Annotated in this window: 17 protein-coding genes and 1 pseudogene; 5 read left to right on the top strand and 13 right to left on the bottom strand. The window is 42.7% G+C overall.

All coding sequences use genetic code 11. From position 1 onward, the window contains the following. Window positions 1-413 precede the first annotated feature (413 nt). A complete protein-coding gene (locus CDC33_RS04595; RefSeq protein ID WP_109007491.1) occupies window positions 414-1034 on the bottom strand; it encodes a flavin prenyltransferase UbiX in 621 nt (206 codons plus the stop codon). Between the two features lie 149 nt (window positions 1035-1183). Further along, the gene (locus CDC33_RS04590; RefSeq protein ID WP_109007490.1) at window positions 1184-3535 is read right to left on the bottom strand and encodes a ribonuclease R family protein; all 2352 of its coding nucleotides are present in this window, start codon (window positions 3533-3535) and stop codon (window positions 1184-1186) included. 1219 nt (window positions 3536-4754) lie between these two features. On the opposite strand from CDC33_RS04590, the gene CDC33_RS04585 reads away from it, so the two are divergent. Next, the gene (locus CDC33_RS04585) at window positions 4755-5642 is read left to right on the top strand and encodes a slr1353 family protein (protein ID WP_109007489.1); all 888 of its coding nucleotides are present in this window, start codon (window positions 4755-4757) and stop codon (window positions 5640-5642) included. Between the two features lie 236 nt (window positions 5643-5878). Here the strand turns inward: CDC33_RS04585 and clpP are convergent, their stop codons facing one another. Next, a complete protein-coding gene (gene clpP, locus CDC33_RS04580; RefSeq protein WP_109007488.1) occupies window positions 5879-6490 on the bottom strand; it encodes an ATP-dependent Clp endopeptidase proteolytic subunit ClpP in 612 nt (203 codons plus the stop codon). A 467-nt stretch (window positions 6491-6957) separates the two neighbouring features. On the opposite strand from clpP, the gene CDC33_RS38310 reads away from it, so the two are divergent. The 3 genes from CDC33_RS38310 to CDC33_RS04570 all read left to right on the top strand — a co-directional run bounded on the left by CDC33_RS38310 (window position 6958) and on the right by CDC33_RS04570 (window position 10180). Continuing rightward, window positions 6958-7113, top strand: a complete 156-nt coding sequence (locus tag CDC33_RS38310; protein ID WP_181373890.1) for a QAALIT motif small membrane protein — start codon at window positions 6958-6960, stop codon at window positions 7111-7113. A 388-nt stretch (window positions 7114-7501) separates the two neighbouring features. Further along, complete coding sequence (locus CDC33_RS04575) at window positions 7502-9556, top strand: thioredoxin domain-containing protein (RefSeq protein WP_109007487.1); 2055 nt, start codon at window positions 7502-7504, stop codon at window positions 9554-9556. A gap of 27 nt (window positions 9557-9583) precedes the next feature. Beyond that, complete coding sequence (locus CDC33_RS04570) at window positions 9584-10180, top strand: molybdenum cofactor guanylyltransferase (RefSeq protein WP_181373889.1); 597 nt, start codon at window positions 9584-9586, stop codon at window positions 10178-10180. A 128-nt stretch (window positions 10181-10308) separates the two neighbouring features. Here CDC33_RS04570 and CDC33_RS38305 read toward each other — a convergent pair whose 3' ends face one another. The 5 genes and pseudogenes from CDC33_RS38305 to CDC33_RS04550 form a co-directional block, all read right to left on the bottom strand. Beyond that, window positions 10309-10485, bottom strand: coding sequence for a hypothetical protein (locus CDC33_RS38305; protein WP_181373888.1), 177 nt, complete (start codon window positions 10483-10485; stop codon window positions 10309-10311). 130 nt (window positions 10486-10615) lie between these two features. Continuing rightward, window positions 10616-11182 (bottom strand): annotated as a pseudogene (locus CDC33_RS04565) (WD40 repeat domain-containing protein); the annotation flags it as partial. Window positions 11183-11337: 155 nt separating this feature from the next. Continuing rightward, window positions 11338-13650: an nSTAND1 domain-containing NTPase gene (locus CDC33_RS04560; RefSeq protein WP_244919140.1), complete on the bottom strand. Its 2313-nt coding sequence runs from the start codon at window positions 13648-13650 to the stop codon at window positions 11338-11340. Between the two features lie 19 nt (window positions 13651-13669). Beyond that, window positions 13670-14062, bottom strand: a complete 393-nt coding sequence (locus CDC33_RS04555; protein ID WP_109007484.1) for a Het-E N-terminal domain-containing protein — start codon at window positions 14060-14062, stop codon at window positions 13670-13672. Between the two features lie 428 nt (window positions 14063-14490). After that, window positions 14491-15990 (bottom strand): family 10 glycosylhydrolase, encoded by a 1500-nt coding sequence (locus tag CDC33_RS04550; RefSeq protein WP_109007483.1) that lies wholly within the window; start codon window positions 15988-15990, stop codon window positions 14491-14493. A gap of 288 nt (window positions 15991-16278) precedes the next feature. On the opposite strand from CDC33_RS04550, the gene CDC33_RS04545 reads away from it, so the two are divergent. Further along, window positions 16279-17214: an ABC transporter substrate-binding protein gene (locus CDC33_RS04545; protein ID WP_109007482.1), complete on the top strand. Its 936-nt coding sequence runs from the start codon at window positions 16279-16281 to the stop codon at window positions 17212-17214. Window positions 17215-17283: 69 nt separating this feature from the next. Here the strand turns inward: CDC33_RS04545 and CDC33_RS04540 are convergent, their stop codons facing one another. From CDC33_RS04540 to CDC33_RS04520, 5 genes are all read right to left on the bottom strand, one after another. Continuing rightward, window positions 17284-17721: a hypothetical protein gene (locus CDC33_RS04540; protein ID WP_109007481.1), complete on the bottom strand. Its 438-nt coding sequence runs from the start codon at window positions 17719-17721 to the stop codon at window positions 17284-17286. Between the two features lie 262 nt (window positions 17722-17983). Next, on the bottom strand, window positions 17984-18952 hold the full coding sequence (locus tag CDC33_RS04535; RefSeq protein ID WP_109007480.1) for an FTR1 family iron permease: 969 nt from the start codon (window positions 18950-18952) through the stop codon (window positions 17984-17986). 79 nt (window positions 18953-19031) lie between these two features. Next, on the bottom strand, window positions 19032-19466 hold the full coding sequence (locus CDC33_RS04530; RefSeq protein WP_109007479.1) for a ferritin-like domain-containing protein: 435 nt from the start codon (window positions 19464-19466) through the stop codon (window positions 19032-19034). 175 nt (window positions 19467-19641) lie between these two features. After that, window positions 19642-20676, bottom strand: coding sequence for a 4-helix bundle domain-containing protein (locus CDC33_RS04525; protein ID WP_109012438.1), 1035 nt, complete (start codon window positions 20674-20676; stop codon window positions 19642-19644). 169 nt (window positions 20677-20845) lie between these two features. Next, the gene (locus tag CDC33_RS04520) at window positions 20846-21880 is read right to left on the bottom strand and encodes a multicopper oxidase domain-containing protein (protein ID WP_109007478.1); all 1035 of its coding nucleotides are present in this window, start codon (window positions 21878-21880) and stop codon (window positions 20846-20848) included. Window positions 21881-22378: the final 498 nt, after the last annotated feature.

The following is a 22378-nucleotide window of genomic DNA, read 5'->3' as shown; positions in this document are numbered from 1 at the left end:
GAAAGGGGGCAGGGGGCAGGGAGCAGGGGGAAAACCCCATAAATAAATTCATTGGCTCTAAAACCCTAATGAAGCGGGGAATTCCAGAATCTTTCTCCCCCTGTCCCCTGCTCTCGACTCCCCTGCCTCTTTGGTCAGTTGTCAGTGGTCAGTTCTCAGTCTGAATAATATTCTTCGCTAATTACTGTTCACTGACTACTGACACTATCAGCCATCTCTATCATTACCTTTTTAGGACTATTGTGAAATTTAACGTGATGTGCAACTTATCCTTAGAACCCCGCTTCCATTCCTCTTTCCCACCCTGAGAGGCTTTGATTCTTGCTCCCCTTCCCTTGTAGGGAAAGGGTTAGGGGTTAGGTCTGAGAAAAAGTTGTACACGACGTAAATTTACAATAAATCCATTGAGAATGTTAGCGACGACCTTGCCACCTCTGAATTGGAATGCAGTCAATATCTAGTTGATCTAAAGCACGGGCAACTACAAAATCCACTAAATCCTCAATGGTTTGGGGATTGTGATACCAGGCAGGAATTGCGGGGACAATTCTCACTCCAACTTCTGCTAGAGAGGTTAAGTTACGGAGGTGGATGAGGCTAAAAGGGGTTTCACGAGGAACAATGACTAGCTTTCGTCCTTCTTTGAGTTGGACATCCGCCGCCCGTTCTAGTAAATCGGAACTCAAGCCAGCCGCTAGCTTTGCCACTGTACTCATGCTGCATGGAATAATTATCATCCCCAGAGTAGCAAATGAACCACTGGCAATCCCAGCTCCAACGTCACCCCAAGGATGGCAGCGAAGTTTACCCGAAATTGCGACTCCAGCTTGCTCTCGCCAGAATTGTTCTTGCGCGGTTGGTTCTGGTGGCATCCGAATTTCCTGTTCTGACTGCCAAACCATGTAAGTAGATTTAGAGGCAACCAATTCAATACTAAACTCCGCTTCTAGCAAAAATTTGATTGCGCGAACAGCGTAAATCAGACCAGATGCGCCCGAAACGCCTAAAATTAGAGGTTTTGTGTTATTTGACACGTAAGGTTTAGTTTATAAGAGACAGGGGTATTGGGCATTGGGCATGGGGCATTGGGCATTGGGCATGGGTTATTAATTATTCTCCCAACTCCCTCATCTCCCTCATCTCCCTCATCACTCCCTGCTCCCTGCTCAAGAGCTTTTTGACTTTACTCATCATCAGAGTAAGGGTCTAGGTCATCAGGTTCAATATCATTTGGTAAGTAGAGGTCTGAAAGCTCCTCACTGGAACCACCGCCAGTTAAACCTCTGGGTACGCCATCGCTGCCAACTGTTACTAAATCAATTTGCTGACGGTAGTAATCGACACTCTTAACTTGTACGGCGACGCGATCGCCTAGTCTATAAGAAGCGCGATTTTTGCGACCAAATAGTGCCTGTTGTCTGGCGCGATATTCATACCAATCGTCTTTGAGAGAACTGACGTGTACCAATCCTTCTACCCGCAAAGGCACACCAGGATTACTGCTGGACTCTACCTCGGCTGCTGGTACTTCAATTTCCACAAAGAAACCGTAGGATTGAACCCCGGTAATCACGCCTTGAAATACCTGACCGATGCGTTGCTTCATCAGTTGGGCTTTTTGCAGCCCGGCTAAATCGGCTTCAGCTTCTTGGACTTCTTTTTCTCGGTCGTTGATTTGGACAATTACCCTAGTTAAATCGCTTTGCAGTTCCTGTTGCAATTCTGGGGGTAAAACGTTCCAGTTAATTTCCTCGTGGCTGGAGGAGTGGCGCAGGTTAACGCGCTCTCTCACACGGGTATTGCGGCGATCGCGTCCGTTTTCGAGTAGCGCGTAATACACTCTCTGCATCAGCAAATCTGGGTAACGCCGCAAGGGAGCGCTAAAGTGGACATATTGCGGTAGTGCCAGACCAAAGTGAGATCCTTTGGTGGTGCTGTACGCTGATGGCTTAAGTGTATCTTGTAACAAGTAAGTAAGAACTTGCTCAGAAGGGGATTCCGCAAAAGCTGTGGTCAAATGTTGGTAATCTAAGGGTTGGATCTCGACTTCTGGATCTAGTGTGAGGTCAACGCCTAAATTAACTGCCAATTTCAGCATTTCCTGGACATCTTCAACATCGGGTGTACCTTGAACTCGCCAGATGGCGGGAACACCAAGAGCATTTAAGTGAGTTGCCATCAGTTGATTAACTAACAGTACCAACTCCGTGAGTAGCGATCGCACTGGTAAATCATTTACCACCACAGCGCCGAGAATCCCCTCATCATAGTAGGCGTTTTGGCTAGGCGGCAGATTCAACTGGAGGCTACCACGAGTCAACCGTACCTGTTTGACGGCTGTTTGCAAGGCTTGGAGGTCTTGCAGGATTTGGGAAACCTGTGATGATTGCTCTTGTGCCTCCCCTGTAAGAAAAGCTTTAGCAAGTTCTGTACTCAGTGCAGTTTCGACGTTAATTACACTGGGTTGAATTTCCCATTCTAGGACTTGTCCAGATTGGGGATCAATGGTAATTAAAAAAGAGATAGTTAAGCGATCGCTCCCAGGTACTAAAGAACAGCGTTCTGCCACACCTGGGGGCAAAATTGGCAGCACTAATTCTCCCAGATACACTGATTTGCCCCGTTTGAGTGCTTCTCTATCTAGGGCTTCGTCAGGTTGGACATAGTGAGAAACATCAGTGATATGAACGCCCAAAAGCCAATTTCCGGCTAAGTTTTTTTCTAAACTAAAAGCGTTTTCTATAACTTTGGTATCGCCTACCCCTTCAATGGTGAAGGTAAATAAATTACGTAAATCCAGCCGATTTTTCAGGTCTGCTTTGAGTAGCTTTTTGGGTAACTTGGCGGCTGCATCTAGGACATTATCTGGAAAAGTCCGGGAAAGGTCGTGTTTGCAGGTAACTAAATCTATATCAGCAGCAGCTTCGGCATCGCTACCGAGGATTTGCACCACTCGACCAAGGGGAGGATATTGTGCTAATGGATAACGCAAAACTTCTACATGAACCAAGTGATCGATCGCTTCTTCCAACTTTGCCCCGTTAGGCTGGATCTTCAGTTCAAACAGCAATCGATCATCTAAAGGCACAGCCCTAAAACCGCTTTCCACCTGCTTAATTCGTGCCAGTAAAGTGTGGTTAGAACGTTCTAGAATTAGCTTTACCTCCCCTTCGGGAGAGCGACGGCGACTGCCTTCTTTGAGAACTCTGACTAAAACGCGATCGCCATTCCAAGCATTACTCAGATGACTTTCGCGGATGTAAATATCCTCAGCTCCTTCCACATCTTGAATAGCAAAGCAAAAGCCTTTACTAGAACAACGGAGTTTGGCCTCAATTATTCCCTCTTCTGAGACACGGCGGTACTTGCCCCGTTCCTTCACTAAAATACCGATTTTTTCCAGAACATCTAAGGCAATGTGAAGTTTTTGTAAGCTTTTTTCATCTTCACAGCCAAGTTTCTTTTCTAAAACCTTCCGAGCTACCAATTTATCATCGGTGAAATTGGCAAGGAGTGTAGCGATTGAGAATTCCATGCAGTGAACCGACCTTTGGTCAAAACATCATTTTTTGTTTAACAAAACAGAATTCAGGAGTCAGGAGCTAGAACTCAGAATTTAATTCTGTGTGACTGGCGGATAGCGCAGCGTAAAGCCTTTTCTACGAGAGGCTTCGCCAACGGCATGGCTTCGCTTAGAGCGAGTCCGCAAGCGTCTGAATTAAGGGGTTTAAGTTGACCACAAAAATTTTCTTGTTTTGTGGTCAACTTTTATAGTGGCGGGTCTAAATTCCCCACTATATTGATTCTGAATTCTGAATTCTGAATTCTGAATTCTTCTTCAATCTGGTTCTTTTCTGTATACCCTCACGGCTTACAGAAACAAGTTGGAAACGAATTGCTCAGAGGCAAGACTTCCTAAGTTCTAAGGAAAGGAAGCCCGACCCCGCAAGAGCGATAAACTACTCCCACAGTTGGGAGCAAAGGAAGGCAACCCACAGACAATGGGCGTCTACGAACTTCTCACTGCACGATGCTCTCAGAGTTCGCCTGCGTTCAAGTCTCTTCACCTAACCAAACTTAAGATTACACGCCTGATTAGGATTTAGCCCCGCTAGGTAATTACGCGACGGGTTTTTGAGAAGCTGGGTTTAGAGAATCCATACTGCCCAAAAGCGCTATGCAGGGGAGCCACTGCGGCCGTTGGGGAAACCCCAAGTGGAGCAAGTGGCGTGGAAACTACAGGTGTTTGATTGTCTAGAGTGAAGGTAATTTTACGACATTAGACTCTGATTTTGAACTAGGCGGAACTGCCGTGAACCCAATTTTCCCACATGTAGAATCGGTAACAATTAGGTGAGCAGGTTAATAAGCAGTGAGGGCGAACCTTATCTCCATTATTGTAGATTTAGAGCGCACTTCCAGAAAATACTTCTAGATATCGAGTTGGGTAATCAGTATAGCATTGCAGGCAAGACTACCCAGATAAGTTAGCAGTAGCCAAAAATTTCGTCAAAAAAGAGCTACTGCTACAATTAGGACACAAGGCAAAGTAAGAATATCACCTTGATGGCTCAGAGCAGAGAATTATATTTAACTCATCGCCTGCCAAGAAACCGATAACACATAGTAAGCAATATTGGCAGGCATTCTGGGTATCGAGTGGATGTAAATTAAAGTAAGGGCAGATGATCTCGCTTGAACATACAGGCAGTATCAACTCCGTTATGAAAAATATTTAGATTGGTAGCAGTATTATGTTGGCTCAATTCCAGAGCTTGTATCCCAAAGGCAGTCTGATTTCTGAATTAGTGCAAATTTTTCAAGGAAAATATATTGTCCGGGCAAGCGTGCAAATAGAAGGCGTAACCCGTGCTACGGGTATGGCAGCAGCAGAAACAGTAGAAGCAGCAGAAGACCAAGCCAGAACCAGGGCGTTGATAGTTTTGGGTATAACAAATGCGCCACAGCAATCAGTGGCATTTAGCTCAAATCCAATTCCCCCAGCGCAGCTAAATTCTTCTTTGAATACCAAAGGTGGATTAAATGAATCGGCTGCTTATTCCTCTGCAAAAGATGAGGATTTTGTTGGTACTCAGTGGCCAATGGTCAACGACAAAGAAATATCGATACCGCCTTCTAAAGTACGGAACATCAAACCAGAAGTAGTAACAAATAATAATGAACAGTACGGGTACAGCAGTGGTGCGTCCCTACCAAGCGATAGCTATAGCCAAGATTTAGGTCAAAACTTTCCTGCGACAGCCAACAAGGAGCTAGAATTTGATCCTCCAGTGGAAAACTTGGAAATAACCTTTGATAATCAGGTGGAAAATCAAACCTTTCCAGAGATTTCTGCCAATAATGTCACACCATTTACACCTCGGAGTTACACCTCACAAGAGAATGTCGCTACCCCGTCAGTGACAGGAAAGAGAAAGAAGAAAGCTGAACCCGTTGATTTATCTGATGTAATTGCTAAAACAGATGTCGAACTTCAGCGTTTAGGCTGGACACCAGAACAGGGGCGGGAGCATCTGATTGAAACTTATGGTAAGCGGGGGCGTACTTTGCTAACTGAAGAAGAATTACACGGATTCCTCAAATACTTACAATCGCAGCCAGACCCAATAGCGGGATTTTGATTTTAGTCATTTGTCATTAGTCATTAGTCCTCAATCTCAGCCAGATCCACTAGCGGGATTTTGATTTGTCATTTTTCCAAAAATAACCCCTCTTCATAAGTGAAAAGAGGGGTTATTTTTAGGGCTTAAGGAAATTAAAAGCCAATACGCTTGCTTAGGTTAAGGATAAGTTTTTATGGCTAACACCAAGCGTATTGAATTAAAAGTGGTAAATCACCATTAACCGATCGCGACTATTAATTAAGAACAGCAACTGCTGGACGGCTACCAGCAGCATGGCGATCAATCACTTGGTCAATCAAACCGTAGTCTCTGGCTTCCTCTGGTGACATGAAAAAGTCACGTTCAGTATCTTCAGCAATCCGCTCGATTGGTTGACCTGTATGTTCAGCTAAATAGTCGTTTAGCCGCCGCTTGTGGTACAGAATCTCCCGCGCCTGAATTTCAATATCAGTCGCCTGTCCTTGAGCGCCGCCTAAAGGTTGATGAATCATAATCCGAGAATGGGGTAGACTCATCCGCTTACCCTTAGCACCAGCACTGAGGAGGAAAGCGCCCATACTCGCCGCCAATCCGGTACAAATTGTACAGACATCAGGGCGAATATGTTTCATAGTGTCAAAAATGCCCATACCAGCCGTCACCGAACCACCGGGAGAATTGATGTACATATAAATGTCTTTCTCCGAGTCTTCGGCATCCAAATACAGCAGTTGGGCAACAATCAAGTTAGCAATGTTGTTGTCAACTTGTTGTCCCAAAAAGATGATGCGCTCACGCAACAGCCGTGAGTAGATGTCAAAGGCGCGTTCGCCTCGACCCGATTGTTCAATAACGATAGGAATCATGGAAGCGTGTTTGTGGCTACTTTAAATACATTTTATCGGTGACAGCACGAAACTGGGGTTTATCTCTACTGTTCTCAAGCAGATAAATCAAACCTTTCTCGTTTTCTCTTGCCCAAAAAGAGTACAAAAGATGATTTTGCGATAAATTCAACCCACTAGGGCACTTTTTAACCGCAAAAGGTGTCTAAGAAAATATCCCATGAAGAACAAATCAAAAAACTCCAATCATCACCAACCTCATATCTCGGCATTTGCTGGACAACTTTGGCGATGTGGTGATTAGACCGATAACCAAAATCAGATTTGCTTAGGGAATTATGTTAATCCTGTAACAATTTAAACATTTTTTTAGGATTTCCCTCGGCAAATATCAAATTATTTTTGTTACATTCAGTAAGTCCCTCAAACTAAATGTATTTAGAATAACTAGTCATACTTGAAATGCTATCCATCCAGAGAGACGTGCCATGTTGGAAAAACTTGTACAAGCCGCCATCATCACCTTCTTGCTCCATCTGATAGCAGGACTTAGCCCAAATACTTTAATTCAGACAAAGACAGCATCACCTGTGCGAGAAACGCCACCAAATATTGTTAGCTTGCTATTGCGATCTTTTCAGTAAGAATTTTTCACAAATTGCATAGGTGTCAGCCCCTACGGGGAAGTCAAAAGTTAACACTGAGCGAAGTCGAAGTGTCAAAAGTCAAAATTAATACCAATTTGAAAAAAGAATGCGACAGATGGATAAGGGCACAAAATTGTTGTGCCCTTACAAATAATTGATGTGTCGCAAACATTATTTGAATTGGTATAAGAACCTTATAAATAAATTTAGTTGCTCTGCATCCAAATTATTTTTTGGTCAAGAATATCACAGATATGCACTACGACCTCTGACCCAAGAGATAATTCGCTCGTAGGATTTCTTGCTTATCTACATACCCGTCTAGCCTAAGACTCCTGAGAAGAGGATAGACTGAAGCTTTGAAGGCAACTACTTGCATTTTATCATGACTAATCGCCTTGCTGAAGCTAAGAGCCTCTATCTCCGCAAACACGCCGAAAACCCGATTGATTGGTGGTCTTGGTGTGATGAAGCACTTGCAACTGCAAGGGCGCAAAATAAACCGATTTTTCTCTCCATTGGCTACTCTAGTTGTCACTGGTGTACTGTCATGGAAGGTGAGGCTTTTTCTGATATTGCGATCGCTGAATACATGAATGCTAATTATCTTCCCATCAAAGTAGACAGGGAAGAAAGACCTGACCTCGATAGCATCTACATGCAAGCTTTGCAGATGATGAGTGGTCAAGGAGGTTGGCCTTTAAACGTATTTCTTTCCCCAGAAGATTTAGTGCCTTTTTACGCTGGTACTTATTTTCCTGTAGACCCGCGCTATGGTCGTCCGGGATTTTTGCAGGTGTTGCAAGCTCTTCGCCGTTATTACGATACAGAAAAAGCAGAGTTACAGCAACGCAAAGCCTTAATTATTGAGTCGCTGCTTACGTCTGCGGTCTTGCAAGATGGTATAACAGATGAGCTTGAAGACCGTGAATTACTCCGCCAAGGTTGGGAAACCAGTACGGGTGTAATCACTCCTAGTCAATCTGGTAATAGCTTTCCGATGATTCCATACACAGAATTAGCACTGCGGGGAACTCGATTTAATTTTGAATCTCGCTATGATGGCAAGCAAGTTTGTACCCAACGGGGACTAGACTTAGCGCTGGGAGGCATTTACGACCATGTGGGCGGTGGCTTTCATCGCTATACTGTTGACGCTACTTGGACAGTACCCCACTTTGAAAAGATGCTCTACGACAATGGGCAGATTGTAGAGTATATAGCTTCTTTATGGAGTGCAGAAGTACAAGAAGCAGCCTTTGAAAGAGCAGTTGCTGGTACTGTACAATGGCTGAAGCGAGAAATGACCGCGCCTGAAGGTTACTTTTATGCTGCTCAAGATGCCGACAGCTTCATTGATCCCACAGCAGTAGAACCAGAAGAAGGAGCCTTTTATGTCTGGAGTTACGGCGAACTACAACAATTATTAACGCCTGAAGAATTGAGGGAATTAGAACAGTTTACTGTTACACCTAACGGCAACTTTGAAGGGCGTAATGTCTTGCAAAGGCGCTATTCTGGGCAACTAAGTGCAACGGTGGAAACGGCTCTGAGTAAGCTGTTTACCGCACGCTATGGTGTTAGTTCTGAGTCTTTAGAAACTTTTCCTCCAGCTCGTAACAACGAGGAAGCAAAAACCACTAACTGGCCAGGTCGCATTCCCTCGGTGACAGATACGAAGATGATTGTTGCTTGGAATAGCTTGATGATTTCTGGGCTGGCTAGGGCTGCTGGGGTTTTTCAAGAACCGTTATATCTGGAATTAGCAGCACGAGCAGCGAATTTTATCTTGGAAAATCAGTTTGTCGATGGGCGTTTTCATCGACTCAATTATCAAGGAGAACCAACCGTTTTAGCGCAGTCTGAAGATTACGCCTTTTTTATTAAAGCTCTGCTGGATTTACAAGCTTCCAACCCTGAGCATAAGCAATGGTTAGAAAAAGCGATCGCTATCCAAGATGAATTCAACGAATTTCTCTGGAGTGTAGAGCTAGGTGGTTACTATAACACATCAAGTCGTTCTAGTCAAGATTTAATTGTGCGGGAGCGTAGTTACGTTGATAATGCTACACCATCAGCGAATGGAATTGCGATCGCTAATCTTGTGCGTCTTGCTCTACTCACTGATAATCTAGATTATTTGGATTTAGCAGAACTTGGCTTAAAAGCTTTTAGGAGTGTAATGCATCGCGCTCCTCAAGCTTGTCCCAGTTTATTTACAGCGTTGGATTGGTATCGTAATTCTACCTTGATTCGCAGCACCACTGAGCAAATAAACTCTCTGATCCCCAAGTTTTTACCAACGGCTGTGTTTACCGTAACATCTGATTTACCAGAGGGAAGCGTTGGGTTAGTTTGCCAAGGTTTGAAGTGTCTTGCACCAGCAGAAAGTGTAGAGCATTTATTGCAGCAAGTGGAGAAAAGTCAGAATAGGGGATGATGGGCATTGGGCATGGGGCATGAGGCAATGACGACCAGAAGCGAATTAACTGCCATTGTATTAGCAGGCGGTAAAAGTTCTCGGATGGGTGAGGATAAAGCCTTGATTCCCATTCAAAGAGTGCCGTTGTTAGAGCGAGTTTGTGGGATTGCTCAAAGCTGTGCTGATGTTGTTTATGTAGTCACTCCCTGGCCAGAACGCTATCAAGATTTGCTTTTGCCTGGTTGCCAGTTTATCCGGGAAGTGCCTTTGTTTGGAGAACCTCTCGCCCACGGGCCTTTAGTTGGGTTTGCCCAAGGACTAGCCGAAGTACAGACAGAATGGGTGCTGTTGCTAGCTTGCGATTTGCCGAGGTTGCGGGTTGAGGTGTTGCAAGATTGGGTAACTAGACTTGATAGCGTGGGAGATAATGCGATCGCAGCTTTAGCCGATCATCCTAAAGGCTGGGAACCTCTGTGTGGTTTCTATCGCCGTCGCTGTTTGCCACAACTCTTAGAGTTTATCAACCAAGGGGGGCGATCGTTTCAACAGTGGCTTCAGCAATATCCTGTAGAAGTTTTGCCTTTAGCAGAACCAGAAATGCTGTTTAACTGTAATACACCAGAAGACTTGGCTTTAAGTTAACATTAGTCTCCAACAGAGGCGCACGTTAAAAATTTAATTGCGAATTGCGTTAGCGAAGCGGTAGCGTACCCCTGCGGGGAAGCAAGCTACGCACAGCGTCTCGTAGCTACGGTGTACACACAAGTCTTTTAAAGTTGCTGTGTAACGTAGGGTGAGTTAATTCTTGTAGGTCGATGCATCAAAGGTGCAGAGCAATGCAACAAAGATGCAGGTCGATGCAACAAAGATGCAGGTCGATGCATCAAAGATGTAGGTCGATGCATCAAAGATGTAGGTCGATGCATCAAAGATGTAGGTCGATGCATCAAAGATGTAGGTCAATGCATCAAAGGTACAGATTAAGAGACTTGTGTGTACACCGTAGGCGTCTCGTAGAGAGGAATGAGCGTCATTGCGTTAGCGTAGCGGGGCGTAGCCCACCATTGCGAATTGGTTTCATTTTTGCGTGCCAATACCGTCGCACAAGTGCTTATCACTCTGGCTAACATTAGGATTATTTTGTAAATAACCCCGCACCAAATCACAACTGCGCCCCATTAAAGAACCTAACTCTAAATCTGGAAGATTCCAGAGTTTGATCGTCTTGTCATAACTGCCAGAAGCCAAAGTCTTGCCGTCGGCGCTAAAACTGACGCTATTGACATAGTCATCATGTCCCTTGAGGGTGCGGATTTCCTTTCCTGTCTCTAGATTCCAGAGTTTGATCGTCTTGTCCCAACTGCCAGAAGCCAATGTCCTGCCGTCGGCGCTAAAACTGACGCTCCTGACAATGCCATCATGTCCCTTGAGGGTACGGATTTCCTTTCCTGTCTCTAGATTCCAGAGTTTAATCGTCTTGTCATAACTGCCAGAAGCCAATGTCTTGCCGTCGGGGCTAAAACTGACACTATTGACAGAGCCATCATGTCCCTTGAGGGTGCGGATTTCCTTTCCTGTCTCTAGATTCCAGAGTTTAATCGTGCTGTCAGTGCTAGAAGCCAATGTCTTGCCATCGGCGCTAAAACTGAGCTTATACAAATAGCTACCATGGGGAGCAACGCGAAAAAGTGAGATCGGGGTTTAGTTCTCAATTACACCCCTATATTCTCAACAAAATCTGGTTTTTTAGTTGCGATCGCATCCTGAAACAAGCTATATACGTCCCAGATTTTAGCACCTCACAAAATCGCGTTGCTCCCGCTACCATGTACCTTGAGGGTATGGATTTCCTTTCCTGTCTCTAGATTCCAGAGTTTGATTGTACCGTCCCAACTGCCAGAAGCCAATGTCTTGCCGTCGGCGCTAAAACTGACGCTACCATCTACCTTGAGGGTGCGGATTTCCTTTCCTGTCTCTACATTCCAGAGTTTGATTGTGCTGTCATTACTACCAGAAGCCAATGTCTTGCCGTCGGCGCTAAAACTGACGCTCCCGACAATGCCATCATGTCCCTTGAGGGTGCGGATTTCCTTTCCTGTCTCTAGATTCCAGAGTTTGATCGTGTTGTCCCAACTGCCAGAAGCCAATGTCTTACCGTCGGCGCTAAAACTGACGTTCGTGACATAGCCATCATGTCCCTTGAGAGTGCGGATTTCCTTTCCTGTCTCTAGATTCCAGAGTTTGATCGTGTTGTCATAACTGCCAGAAGCCAATGTCTTGCCGTCGGCGCTAAAACTGACGCTATTGACAGAGCCATCATGTCCTTGCAAGCGGTTGCGTTCTCTTCCTGAAAAATTAACTACCTGCAAAGCATTCATTACCTCTGGGTTAGTTGTATGTTGGCTTTGCAGAATTTTTCCCGCCTTGATTGCTTGGACAAAAGCCTCTAAGTCTTTATTTTCATTCAATAGAGACAAAGAATATCGACCAAGAGATTCGGCTTGATTGAGTTCCGATTGGTTTTTCTGATTCCATGCCGTGAAACCCAATCCACCGCTAATTACCATCGCCACCAAAGAACCAGCCGCAATCCCCCAAGCGGTTCTGATTTCGCGCTTTCTGCGAGCTGCTTCAGCTTGTTTGAGGCGCTGTTGTTCTTGGATACTCTGCTCAATAAATTCTTTCTCATCAATTAAGTCGTCTGGGCGTTCTTTCAGTTTTTCTTCTGCCTCCGCCAAAGCTGCACCACGCAACAATGAACCCGAATCTCGATTTGTTGCTTCCCATTGTCCCTTTGCTCCCCGCAGTCGCTCTTGCCAAGCTCTAAAAACGCGGCTTGTATTCATCCATTCTCGCAATTCTCCCCAATTACGAATCAGAGCTTCATGAACTACTTCGACCGTTTCTTGACTGCTGAGATTGCGACTTGTCACCACCAACCGAGCATCAGCTAATTTTTTTACCAAAGACCAGCTTTGCTCCCCCAATTCCGCTTTCATCGCTATGCGTCTGGTATCCTCTGCTCCCTCACCCGGACGCACCAATTGAATAAAAATCCGCCGGACTTTTTTCTTTTCATCATCTGTCAAGTTGCCATATTTCTCATCAGCATGGCGAGCTAATGCACCTTCTACTTGACCAATTTCTTTATAGATTTTGTGAGTTAATTGTTTACCCGTTCGCTTGTTCCACAACTCTGTTAATGCAAACTCTAGCAAAGGTAAATTTCCCGGTTGGTCTTCCACATCATCCAGAATGCGTTCTACCAGTCCGGTTTCAAATGTCACCGCTAATTTTTGGGCAGGTTTTTCAATGACTTCTGTTAGTTCTTTCCGATTCATCGGCCCCAGTTTCAAGTCAGCATTTTGCAAGACATCAGCAAAAGGACGATAGGAGAGAGCATTTCCCAAAAAATCTGCCCGCATCGTTGTCACCAACACCGTAGCCGATGAAGACAGGGAAACAGGAGTTTCTAGACTGGCTAATAAGCAGTCGAGAAACTTACGGCGAATTTCCTGATTGTTACAGAGCGTGTAAATTTCTTCAAATTGGTCAGCAATCAGTAGCACCCGATGATTAGGGTGATTTTGCTGAATTTTAGCAAAAACGTCCGAGAGAGGAACAGAGCCATCTTGCAAGTAACCAGCCATCTTTCGGGCTTGGGCAATTTGGTCAGTTTGATCTAAATCATGTGTATAAAGAGGAACAAGAGCTAAAGCGATCGCATGGAAAGGATCAGAACCAGGACGAAAGTGAGTAAACTGCCAATGACCCTCTTTTTGTAACTTAGGGACTAATCCAGCTAATACCACCGAAGATTTACCGCTCCCCGACGCACCCAGCACGGGTATAAAATTACGGGTTTTAGTTGTAATATAAAGTTCTTCTATAAAAATTTTCCGCCCAAAGAAAAACTCAGCATCATTGGGGCCAAAATGAAATAAACCCTTGTAAGGACAAGGGAGATGTTCATCAATAGCGATCGCAGAATCAACAGGTTTTACCTCTTCCCTGGAGTAGAAGTAGTTGTAGATAATGTTTCCTTCACCAACTACAGCACCTTTGATTTCATTTTGAAAAGTTGAATTGTAGTTAGAACTCTCTTCAGCCATCTAGATACTCCAGTGGCTTCTAGCTAAATTTATTTTCTTGTGTGTTGCGATCGCCCACCTGAATCCCTTTCACTTCTCCTTGAAATACTGTGTTATACTTACCTGCTGCTGACTCTTCTGGCTTTTCCTGTTTCAGTAACTCCTGCGCTAACTTAATAATTTCCGCATCTTTATCAACTCCTAGATTTACTAACTCTTCTTTAAGCAATGCTTTAACTGCTTCAGAATCCAGCTTTTTCTCATGCTTATCTACGATATTGCTATCATCTTCTTTACCTTGGTCAGCAAACCTCTTCTTAATCAAAGTCTTCAAACCCTGATAGGCATCTTTAACGGCTGTTCCTGCGGTATCTTTAGTAGCAGCGATCGCACCAGCACCTAAAGCCGTAATAATTATAGAAACAGGTTCCATAGTTAATCCTCAATAATTTCTAGTAGCTAGAATAGTTATCCGTTTAGAGAATATTTTAAAAGGGTCTTTTGCTCTCATATTTTATTTAGCACAGCGAAGCATTATATGGCTAAAACATTTATTTTTCGTAGCATTTAACCCAAATCAGAACGGCAAAAATATACCTTCCGCGACTTTTCAAATATTCTTTTACCCCACCCTAACCCTCCCTTTATAAAGGGGAGGGAACCGCATTTTCTTGTTTCCACCCTTTACAAGGGGGGATTAAGGGGAGTAATCATTTGATTAATATCACAACATAGAACTTTTCAAACACCTCTTAAATTATCACAGGGCATGTAACTTATTACTTACAACATAAATTTGGCAATCAGTAAACCAAAAAGTTTTTTAGAAGTCTTACGATGTGGATATTTAGTATCTGCTGTTTACCGAGTACGACAAAATTTGCGATCGTTATCACTCTCAGGATATTGCCAAGAATAGGCAAAATGGCTAACTCCCTTCAGTTGAGGGGAAAATTTGCGAAGTGCCTGCATTTGCGCTTCTAGGGATGGACGATTACTAATAGATTCTCCCCATTTGCCTGCTAAAGCTGGGATTATCTGCGTACCCGGTTTTGCCATACTCAAAACTCGTTGCACTTGCGTCACAATACAACTGGCATTACCGCAATTTCCATAAGCCATAGGATGCCACTGCAATGAAGTAGGGAAGCGATCCCAAGGTTGCAAACGGGAATCATATCCTTGTCCTACAGTTTGGTTGCCATCCGGGAAAAACACTACTCCCGTGGAAATACCTTGCTGCTTTGCTGGATAACTGGCTATGGTGACAAAATCTAAAATTCCTTGCATAGCGTGGGCAACAGCAAGCTGCCATAATTCCCATTGTAAAAGCGGCTGTCTATCGGTTGCAGACAGGATTGATTTTTGCGCTGGTGAGGGAATGCGTCCTTGCCACAGAGGTTCCCCTTCTTGAGGATAAAGTTTATCAACTTCCGCTATATCTCCAGCGCCGACAAATCCCTTACTCAAAAAGCGCCGAATCAATTCCAGCCCTTTGTAATTTAGTGCCCGTTTAAATAAAGCTTCTTGGGTTGCGGGACTAAATAGCCATAAATCTGAAACTTTGGTGGCGATGGAATCACTTCCTGCTTGTCGGGGATAGCGCACATAGTCTAATAGCAAGCCATCTGGGCGACGGCGCAAAATTTCTTTTACTAATTGGTAGTAGTCGCGTTTTGCTTGCAAGTTGTAGGGGTCGATAAATACTTGAGAGCCGTTATCTACTACATATAGGCTCGTTTGACCTTTACCATTACGAGCGATCGCACTTTCTCTATCTCGGCGCTGGGCGTAAGTATAGCCGAAATTGGTAGTAAACATCCAGGCGTAAACCTTTAAACCGCGTTGCCGACCTTTTTGAATTGCTGTAGCGAGTAAATCGGCGTTTTCTGCTCCTGGGGTGCGAATTACAGAAGGCCAAACCGTCGGGTTAGCTTTTGCTGGCAATAATGCCTGCCCGTCGTAAAATACTTCTAAATAAACTTGATTATAGCCACGGTTGACAATCCGATCCATAATCTGGTCAATTATTCCTGGCTGAATATCACAAGGATACAAGCGCAACCAAATGGCTTGGACTTGCGGCCAAGTCCTAGTGCGACACTCCTGTAATTCCTGCGCTTGTTTTTTTACAATGTTTTGATAGCGGGTTTGGGCATCTGGTTTGCCTTTGAGGGCTGACAAACGTAAGTTTTCTTTTTCTTGTGCCGCCGTTGATGATAATTGACAATACTGGGTTACTTGTGCCCTTGCTGGTTCGCTTCCAAAGTTGGGGAGCAACGAACTACTAGTGAAAACAATAGCGAATAGACGCCGCCAAAATAATGTTGATCTTGCAACGTTCAAAGGATGGTTAGACATATCTAGCAGTAGATGGACACAATAATCATTGACCCCAATTCAGATAATTGTAGTCAGTTTGTATAGAATTATACATTTAAATAACAGGAGGTTTTTAAACCTATTTTTTTAAGACTACCAAAGGCTTGTTAGTGTTGCTGAATTTTTTGATAAAGACATAAACACATATAGGGAAGTATAAAACATTTGAAGATACACCAAGCTTAGTCTGTTATTAGGTAAATTCTGCCTCTACCTTAGTTAGTGAAAATCTGCTTATCCCATTCTTACCCTAAAAGGAATTTTAATATGCATCGTCGCTGGTTTTTATCTGCTTTAGCACTTTTGATGAGTATATTTTTAGCTGCTTGCACGACTGTAAACACTCAGCAGCCACAAACAAAAATCACAAGCACTACGGAGAGAATAAACACAAATTCTCAGCAATTACCGAAAGGATCAGCAGAAAGAGTTGTTGCTCTTTCTTCTCTTTCTGCTGACATTATCTCTCGACTCGATCAAACAAAAATTGTTGGCATTACTGGTAGTAAATTATTTAAGAATGACTCAAGATTTAACGATATTCCCCGTGTTAGTGAAGGGCAAAGTCCGCCAAATTTAGAAAAAGTGGTAGCACTCAAACCAGATTTAGTTATTGGTGCAGAAGGTTTTTCTAACATTCCAATTCAAAAACTTCAGCAGCTAGGAATTCCGACTTTTCTAACTAAGGTGAATAATTGGGAATCTCTAGAAGAACTTACTAAAACACTTGCTAAATCAATAGACGCTGATCCTCAGCCTTTGTTAAATCGTTACAAAACTTTCCTGCCAGAAAAGCCAATCCAAGGTTTTTCTACTCTAGCGTTGGTTAGTCGTCAACCAATTTTAGCGCCAAATAAAAACAGTTGGGCAGGCGATTTGCTGGCGAAATTCCAGGCGAAAAATATAGCAGCAGATTTACAAGGTAAAAGTCCTGTTGGTGGCTATGTGACGCTTTCGGCTGAGAAGGTTTTAGAAGCAAATCCAGAGGTAATAATTTTGGTTAATCCCCCACAAGGAAATTCGGAAGTAGCGCTTTTAGATTCACTGAAAAAGGAAGCTTTTTGGCAACAACTGCAAGCTACTAAAAATAACCGAGTCTATGTGTTTGATTATTATGGCCTGGTGAATCCAGGTAGTATAAATGCAATTGAAAAGGCTTGTCAGCAGCTTAAGCAAGCCTTGTTTGCGCCACAGGGTACTTAGCTCGTCTTATACCAATTCTCTAAAATAAGGCTACAGATGAGATAATAATATTAAACCAGATGAAAGAAGCTATTTACAGTGTTGTTGAAGAAGAGATACAGCTAACTCAAAACTATTAGGTTGAGTTTGTACTGCATAGGCTTCTCTCTCTAAATCTTGTCGTTTCATATCAGTATAACGTTTAAAAAATGGTCTAGCATAATTGATTGGTTGAATGTCTAAACCTAAAGTTTTGATTTTTCCTTTTCCGGCACATACTTGCGCTGCATGAACAGTTTCATGGATTAATGTTTGAGTCCCAATACCTAACTCAAACACTACGGGATTAATCCAAATTTTTTTGTCAGCTTCTCTTAGTAACCCATAAGCTCCTCGCTTTGGTGGTAGTGCAATGATTACCTGAAACCCTTTTTTTTCTAATTTATTTTTTAAATCTAAAAATTTTACTTCTGGATTGGGTATTTGAGAAAGCAACAGTAAGGAATTTAATATAAAAGTTTTGCTCATTACCTAATCAGCTCTATAGGAATCAGGTTTGATTTATGAAAATATCCGTAGGATGCGTTACGCTGTCGCTAACACATCAAACCCTTGATAATAGTGCGTTACGAACTCCGTTCTAACACACTCTACAACACCTAATTTTGTTCAAAAATCAAATAGTAATCTTATAGGAAAGCTTTGGTTACTTTGTGTTGGTGACAAATACCGATCGCTAAGGTGATTCCCAGTCAGAGATAGACTGGGAACAAGGCAACTGACTATGCTTTTAATCTTTTGCAGAACTAATTGGTTTTTGACCAAAGGGGATATTTTTTTTACTTTGAGAAAAAGTACCTCCAAGGCTGCGGAAATACAGTCCTCCAATGGTGAGTAAAAATGCCACATATCCCACTGCTTGCACAAGATAAAGATTGTCTCTATAACCAAATAAAGATTTAAGAATAATGCCAGGAAACTGTTCGTCAGGCAAGATTGTGGAAGTATTGGAAACCATTGGCCCCAAAATACAGGAGTGGACTTTTGTAAAACGTTCGTAATAGAAACAAAGTCCTTCTGTGGCGCGACTGCTAAGGGCAAGGTTAGCCACTGCTTCGTCAAAATGTTTTAAGGCTGAAACTACTAACCCAGCGACAATTAATACTAATAAAACGCCCATTACCTGGAAAAACTGGCGGATGTTAATTTTGACACCCCCTTTAAATAACAGCACCCCAATGGTGGATGCTGCTACCAAACCACCAATAGCACCCAATGCTGGCATTAATCCCTGTTGGAAATTAGCAGCAACGAACAGAACAGTTTCAAAGCCTTCACGGACAACGGCAATTAAAATTAAAGTAAAAACACCCCAACCAGCATTTGAGTTTTGTGTGAGTGCTTCTGTTACTGCTCCTTCAACTGTAGCTTTCATGAATCTGGCTTGTTTAGTCATCCAGATTAGCATCCAACTGAGCATTGCGATCGCTAATACACTAAACACACCCTCCAACGCTGGCTCAACTACGGTGGTGTATTGAGGATTTGCTGCTCCCAGTATTTGAATTATCCAACTGAATAGCACGCCTATTAAGGCACTGACGACAATACCAACGCCGACACCAGCATATACCCAGGAGTTGAGCCGGGATTGTTTAGCTTTTTTCAGCAAAGCTAGCACAATGCCAACAACAAGGGCAGCTTCTACTCCTTCTCGGAGCGTTATTACAAAAGTAGGTAGAGCAGTACTAAAATCCATCTTTTATCCTTTGTTTTTTGTCCTTAGTCATTAGTCATTTGTCATTTGAATTTAACTAATGACTAAGGACTAATGACTATTAACTAAAATCGCGTAGCATCTTTTTGAGTTCGAGATTATGCATCTCTTCTTGCCCAATCATACCGCGAGCGAATTCTTCAAGATAAATGCTGGCATTGGTAACAGTATCGAGCAGATTTTTATACAGATCCAATGCCTTTTTTTCGTGGGATAAGCTTTCTTCTAAGATATCCTTGACTTTATGCCGGTAGGTTTCTTCCATTGGGGCAATTTTTAAGGAGGGATGCCCATCTAAACCGGTGAGAATTTCTCCCACTTGTTCAGCATGAAGTAAAGATTCACTTGCCTGTGCTTTGAAAAATGCCACAATTGGAATACGGTTAGGGCCAGTCACCATCAAAGAATAATGTGTATAGCGGACTACCCCTGCTAGTTCAAATTCCATGATGGCGTTCAGCAGGTCAATGGTCTTTTTCTGGTCAAGTTCTTGCATCAGTTGTTAGTTCAAGTAACGAATTTTCATGAGTTAGGAGTTGGAAGTTAGGAGTTACTAGATCAGGATTCATAACTTATAATTCATAACTCCTAATTATTAATTCATAACTCCTAACTCTTAACTCCTAACTATTTTAAACTCCTTATCATATACTTCCCATTAAATTAAAGTGTTATCGCTGTGCTTGGGTATTGGATTTGTCAACCACTTTTTGAGAGTTTTCCTCAATGGTTTTCACTAGCTTGGTAACATCACTAGGAGTTTTGACTGCTTTTGCTGGTGGGATGGCAGCAGGCCAAACTTTTATAAGTTCAGCGAAACTAGTATCGATCGCTTTGTGCGCTTCGGGATCTGCTTGAGCTACTTGACTAGAAATCCCTTTGTATAAATCATTGGCGTAAAAGACAAAACCACGGGAGTCTTGATACTCAATTGGGGCGGTTATTTTACCATTTGCGATCGCTGCGCCATATTCGGAATTGGCTGAATCTAGCAATTCGTTAATTACCTGTAGCACAAATCCTGGCTTTGAGCGTTGAGATTCTGGCAAAGCTGCGATCGCTCCATCAACTGCTTGCACTGAAGAAGTAAAATTAGTTTTAACTTTGCTATCCTTCGGACTAGATTTTACTAAGTCTTGCAAACTTACCAATGTTGTCTTAAATTCTTTGACTTTGCGCTCATTTAGTTGATCTTCTACATCAACATAAATCTCTTCAACTGGATGTCCAATATGAGGTTCTGCCTGCTTCGGCTGATTCTGATCCAACAGTTCTCGTGCTACTAAAAGATGCCCTTTCATTAAGCCTAATTTAGACATGTAGTCAACATCTTTTGCTTCACCCGTGAGTGCAACTTCTTGAACACTAACCTGGTCTTTAATTTGGTCGAACTGCTCTTGAGTAATTACTTTTTTAGTGACTAAATCTTCTGGGCTACCATAAGGACGACTTGCCTGGATTTTATTCGATAAAGCCGGAACACCTAGTTTGGCTTCAAATTTATCTAATTCTGACAATATAGCAGTGTTAATGTTAATTTTTTCTTTGCTACCGTGACCACTGTGACTGTTATTACTTACTGCCTCTGTAGCTGGGCTAGCAACTGGTGCTGATGGATTTTCTGCGGTTGGTGTACTACTACAAGAACTTAACGTAACTATTACTGCTGCTGCTGCTGCTAAACAGATATAACGAACTTTTATCATCTTTACTCCTCGCACAACTAAAAAAGGTATTAATTGAAACATTGCAAACTACTAAAAGCTAGTTTATTTGACAGATTGTCATAGATTTTACTGTCTCATATAATGAGATTTTTTATCAACTATTTATCTAAAACTTTAATAAATTAATTAGGAATTACTAACAATATTGTCAGGACTTTTTAACAGGATCTTGAGAGCTACTCTGGGCAAGTACTTCAAATTGACCCATGCAACCGTTTTCTGCGATCGCATCCTGATGAGGATGGAACATATACTTACCTGGGTAGCGAAAAGCAAATTCTAAGATGTGCCTTTCTGCAACACCCATCGTAATCACATCAGTTTTCTCGCTAGGAGTCATACTCATGCCATAGCGATAGACATCAAAAAAGTTGGCGTGGAGATGAAACGTCACTGCCGGATCGTATTCAATGATGTTCAGAACATACAGCCGAATCAACTGATCTTTGTAAATGCGAATCGGGTTATGCATGTAATAGTGCGGCAGACCGTTGAAGGCGTAATAATCATTATGGCTATCATCATTCACGTCATACCCACCCATCACTAATACCATTTCATCAGCAGGGGGACGCGCAGTAGGTGGATCGATGATGAACATCCCATACAATCCCTTGGCGATGTGGCGGGTGACTGGTTCAATATGGCAGTGGTATAAGTGAACGCCATAAGGTTCAGCATCAAATTCGTAAATTGTGGCACTACCATTGCTGATTGGGCGAATACCATCCATTTCTGCCGGATGAACGCCATGAAAATGCAAAGAGTGAGAATGTCCCGCATTGTTGAGAAATAGTACCCGGATGCGATCGCCCTGTTTTGCTCTTAGCGTTGGCCCTGGTATGCGTCCGTTTAAATCCCAGATGTTGTAAGAAACAGCACTATTAAGTTGAATGATGGAAGTACCGGCAGTTAACTGAAATTCGCGGATAGTCCGCCCATTTTCTTGCTTTACCGTCCCATAATCAAAATCCCTTAACATCCTCATCGGGTTAGTAACGTCGTCTGGTACTTCAATATCGAATGGTGGCACTGGTGGCACTTTGACCATTGACTTACTTTGTAGATTTAGCATCTGCCAAAGTCCAGCTGCACCAGTCACTCCAGCACCTGCTAGTCCTAGCTGCAATAATTGACGGCGGCTCCAGGGTTTTCCGTTACCTAGAGCGAAGTTGTTGGGCATGACATTTCGTTACGGTTAGCGCCAAAAAAGAATTGCAAAAGATTTGCAATTGCTTTTAGATATTAGAGGAATTAATAATTATTGTCAATAATTTTATGGCGCTTCAAAATTGCTAGTTAAGTTGCTAAATCTAGATAAAGCTAGAATCAGTCCCTGAAAAGTGTAGCCAATTATCTTGAATTTTTACAGTATTTATACGCCTATTTTATGTATAAATAGTATTTGTATTAAACTAACTTTTTATGCCTATTCCTGATATGCTTATTGCTTCAGCAGTACTTTAAGTACAAACAGTGAGTATAATATCTAGCAACTTTGATATAAAATATGTTGGTAATCTGTGGCACATTTAATTAGCTTAGAGATAATATCAATTGCATTTCAAGGAATTTTGGATGATTGGCAACATGACCAATTTTAAATTTTTATCTGTTACCTTCGTGTTATCAGGATTGAAAATGCCATCATTCAAATCCATGTGTCATTCTTTTGTTATTT

This window comes from Nostoc commune NIES-4072, from assembly GCF_003113895.1.
Classification (GTDB): Bacteria; Cyanobacteriota; Cyanobacteriia; order Cyanobacteriales; family Nostocaceae; genus Nostoc; species Nostoc commune.
Note: the sequence above shows the minus strand (reverse complement) of the source record. Positions and strands in the feature narration are given on the sequence as shown.

Bases quoted from the DNA above. Each gene is read 5' to 3' on its own strand.
- CDC33_RS04530 (WP_109007479.1), bottom strand. From the start codon at position 19,466: ATGCAAGAACTTGACCAGAAAAAGACCATTGACCTGCTGAACGCCATC.
- CDC33_RS04560 (WP_244919140.1), bottom strand. From the start codon at position 13,650: ATGGCTGAAGAGAGTTCTAACTACAATTCAACTTTTCAAAATGAAATC.
- CDC33_RS04520 (WP_109007478.1), bottom strand. From the start codon at position 21,880: ATGCCCAACAACTTCGCTCTAGGTAACGGAAAACCCTGGAGCCGCCGT.
- clpP (WP_109007488.1), bottom strand. From the start codon at position 6,490: ATGATTCCTATCGTTATTGAACAATCGGGTCGAGGCGAACGCGCCTTT.
- CDC33_RS04535 (WP_109007480.1), bottom strand. From the start codon at position 18,952: ATGGATTTTAGTACTGCTCTACCTACTTTTGTAATAACGCTCCGAGAA.
- CDC33_RS04585 (WP_109007489.1), top strand. From the start codon at position 4,755: ATGTTGGCTCAATTCCAGAGCTTGTATCCCAAAGGCAGTCTGATTTCT.
- CDC33_RS04555 (WP_109007484.1), bottom strand. From the start codon at position 14,062: ATGGAACCTGTTTCTATAATTATTACGGCTTTAGGTGCTGGTGCGATC.
- CDC33_RS04590 (WP_109007490.1), bottom strand. From the start codon at position 3,535: ATGGAATTCTCAATCGCTACACTCCTTGCCAATTTCACCGATGATAAA.
- CDC33_RS04540 (WP_109007481.1), bottom strand. From the start codon at position 17,721: ATGAGCAAAACTTTTATATTAAATTCCTTACTGTTGCTTTCTCAAATA.
- CDC33_RS04525 (WP_109012438.1), bottom strand. From the start codon at position 20,676: ATGATAAAAGTTCGTTATATCTGTTTAGCAGCAGCAGCAGCAGTAATA.
- CDC33_RS38310 (WP_181373890.1), top strand. From the start codon at position 6,958: ATGTTGGAAAAACTTGTACAAGCCGCCATCATCACCTTCTTGCTCCAT.
- CDC33_RS04575 (WP_109007487.1), top strand. From the start codon at position 7,502: ATGACTAATCGCCTTGCTGAAGCTAAGAGCCTCTATCTCCGCAAACAC.
- CDC33_RS04550 (WP_109007483.1), bottom strand. From the start codon at position 15,990: ATGTCTAACCATCCTTTGAACGTTGCAAGATCAACATTATTTTGGCGG.
- CDC33_RS04545 (WP_109007482.1), top strand. From the start codon at position 16,279: ATGCATCGTCGCTGGTTTTTATCTGCTTTAGCACTTTTGATGAGTATA.
- CDC33_RS04570 (WP_181373889.1), top strand. From the start codon at position 9,584: ATGACGACCAGAAGCGAATTAACTGCCATTGTATTAGCAGGCGGTAAA.
- CDC33_RS38305 (WP_181373888.1), bottom strand. From the start codon at position 10,485: ATGCATCGACCTACATCTTTGATGCATCGACCTACATCTTTGATGCAT.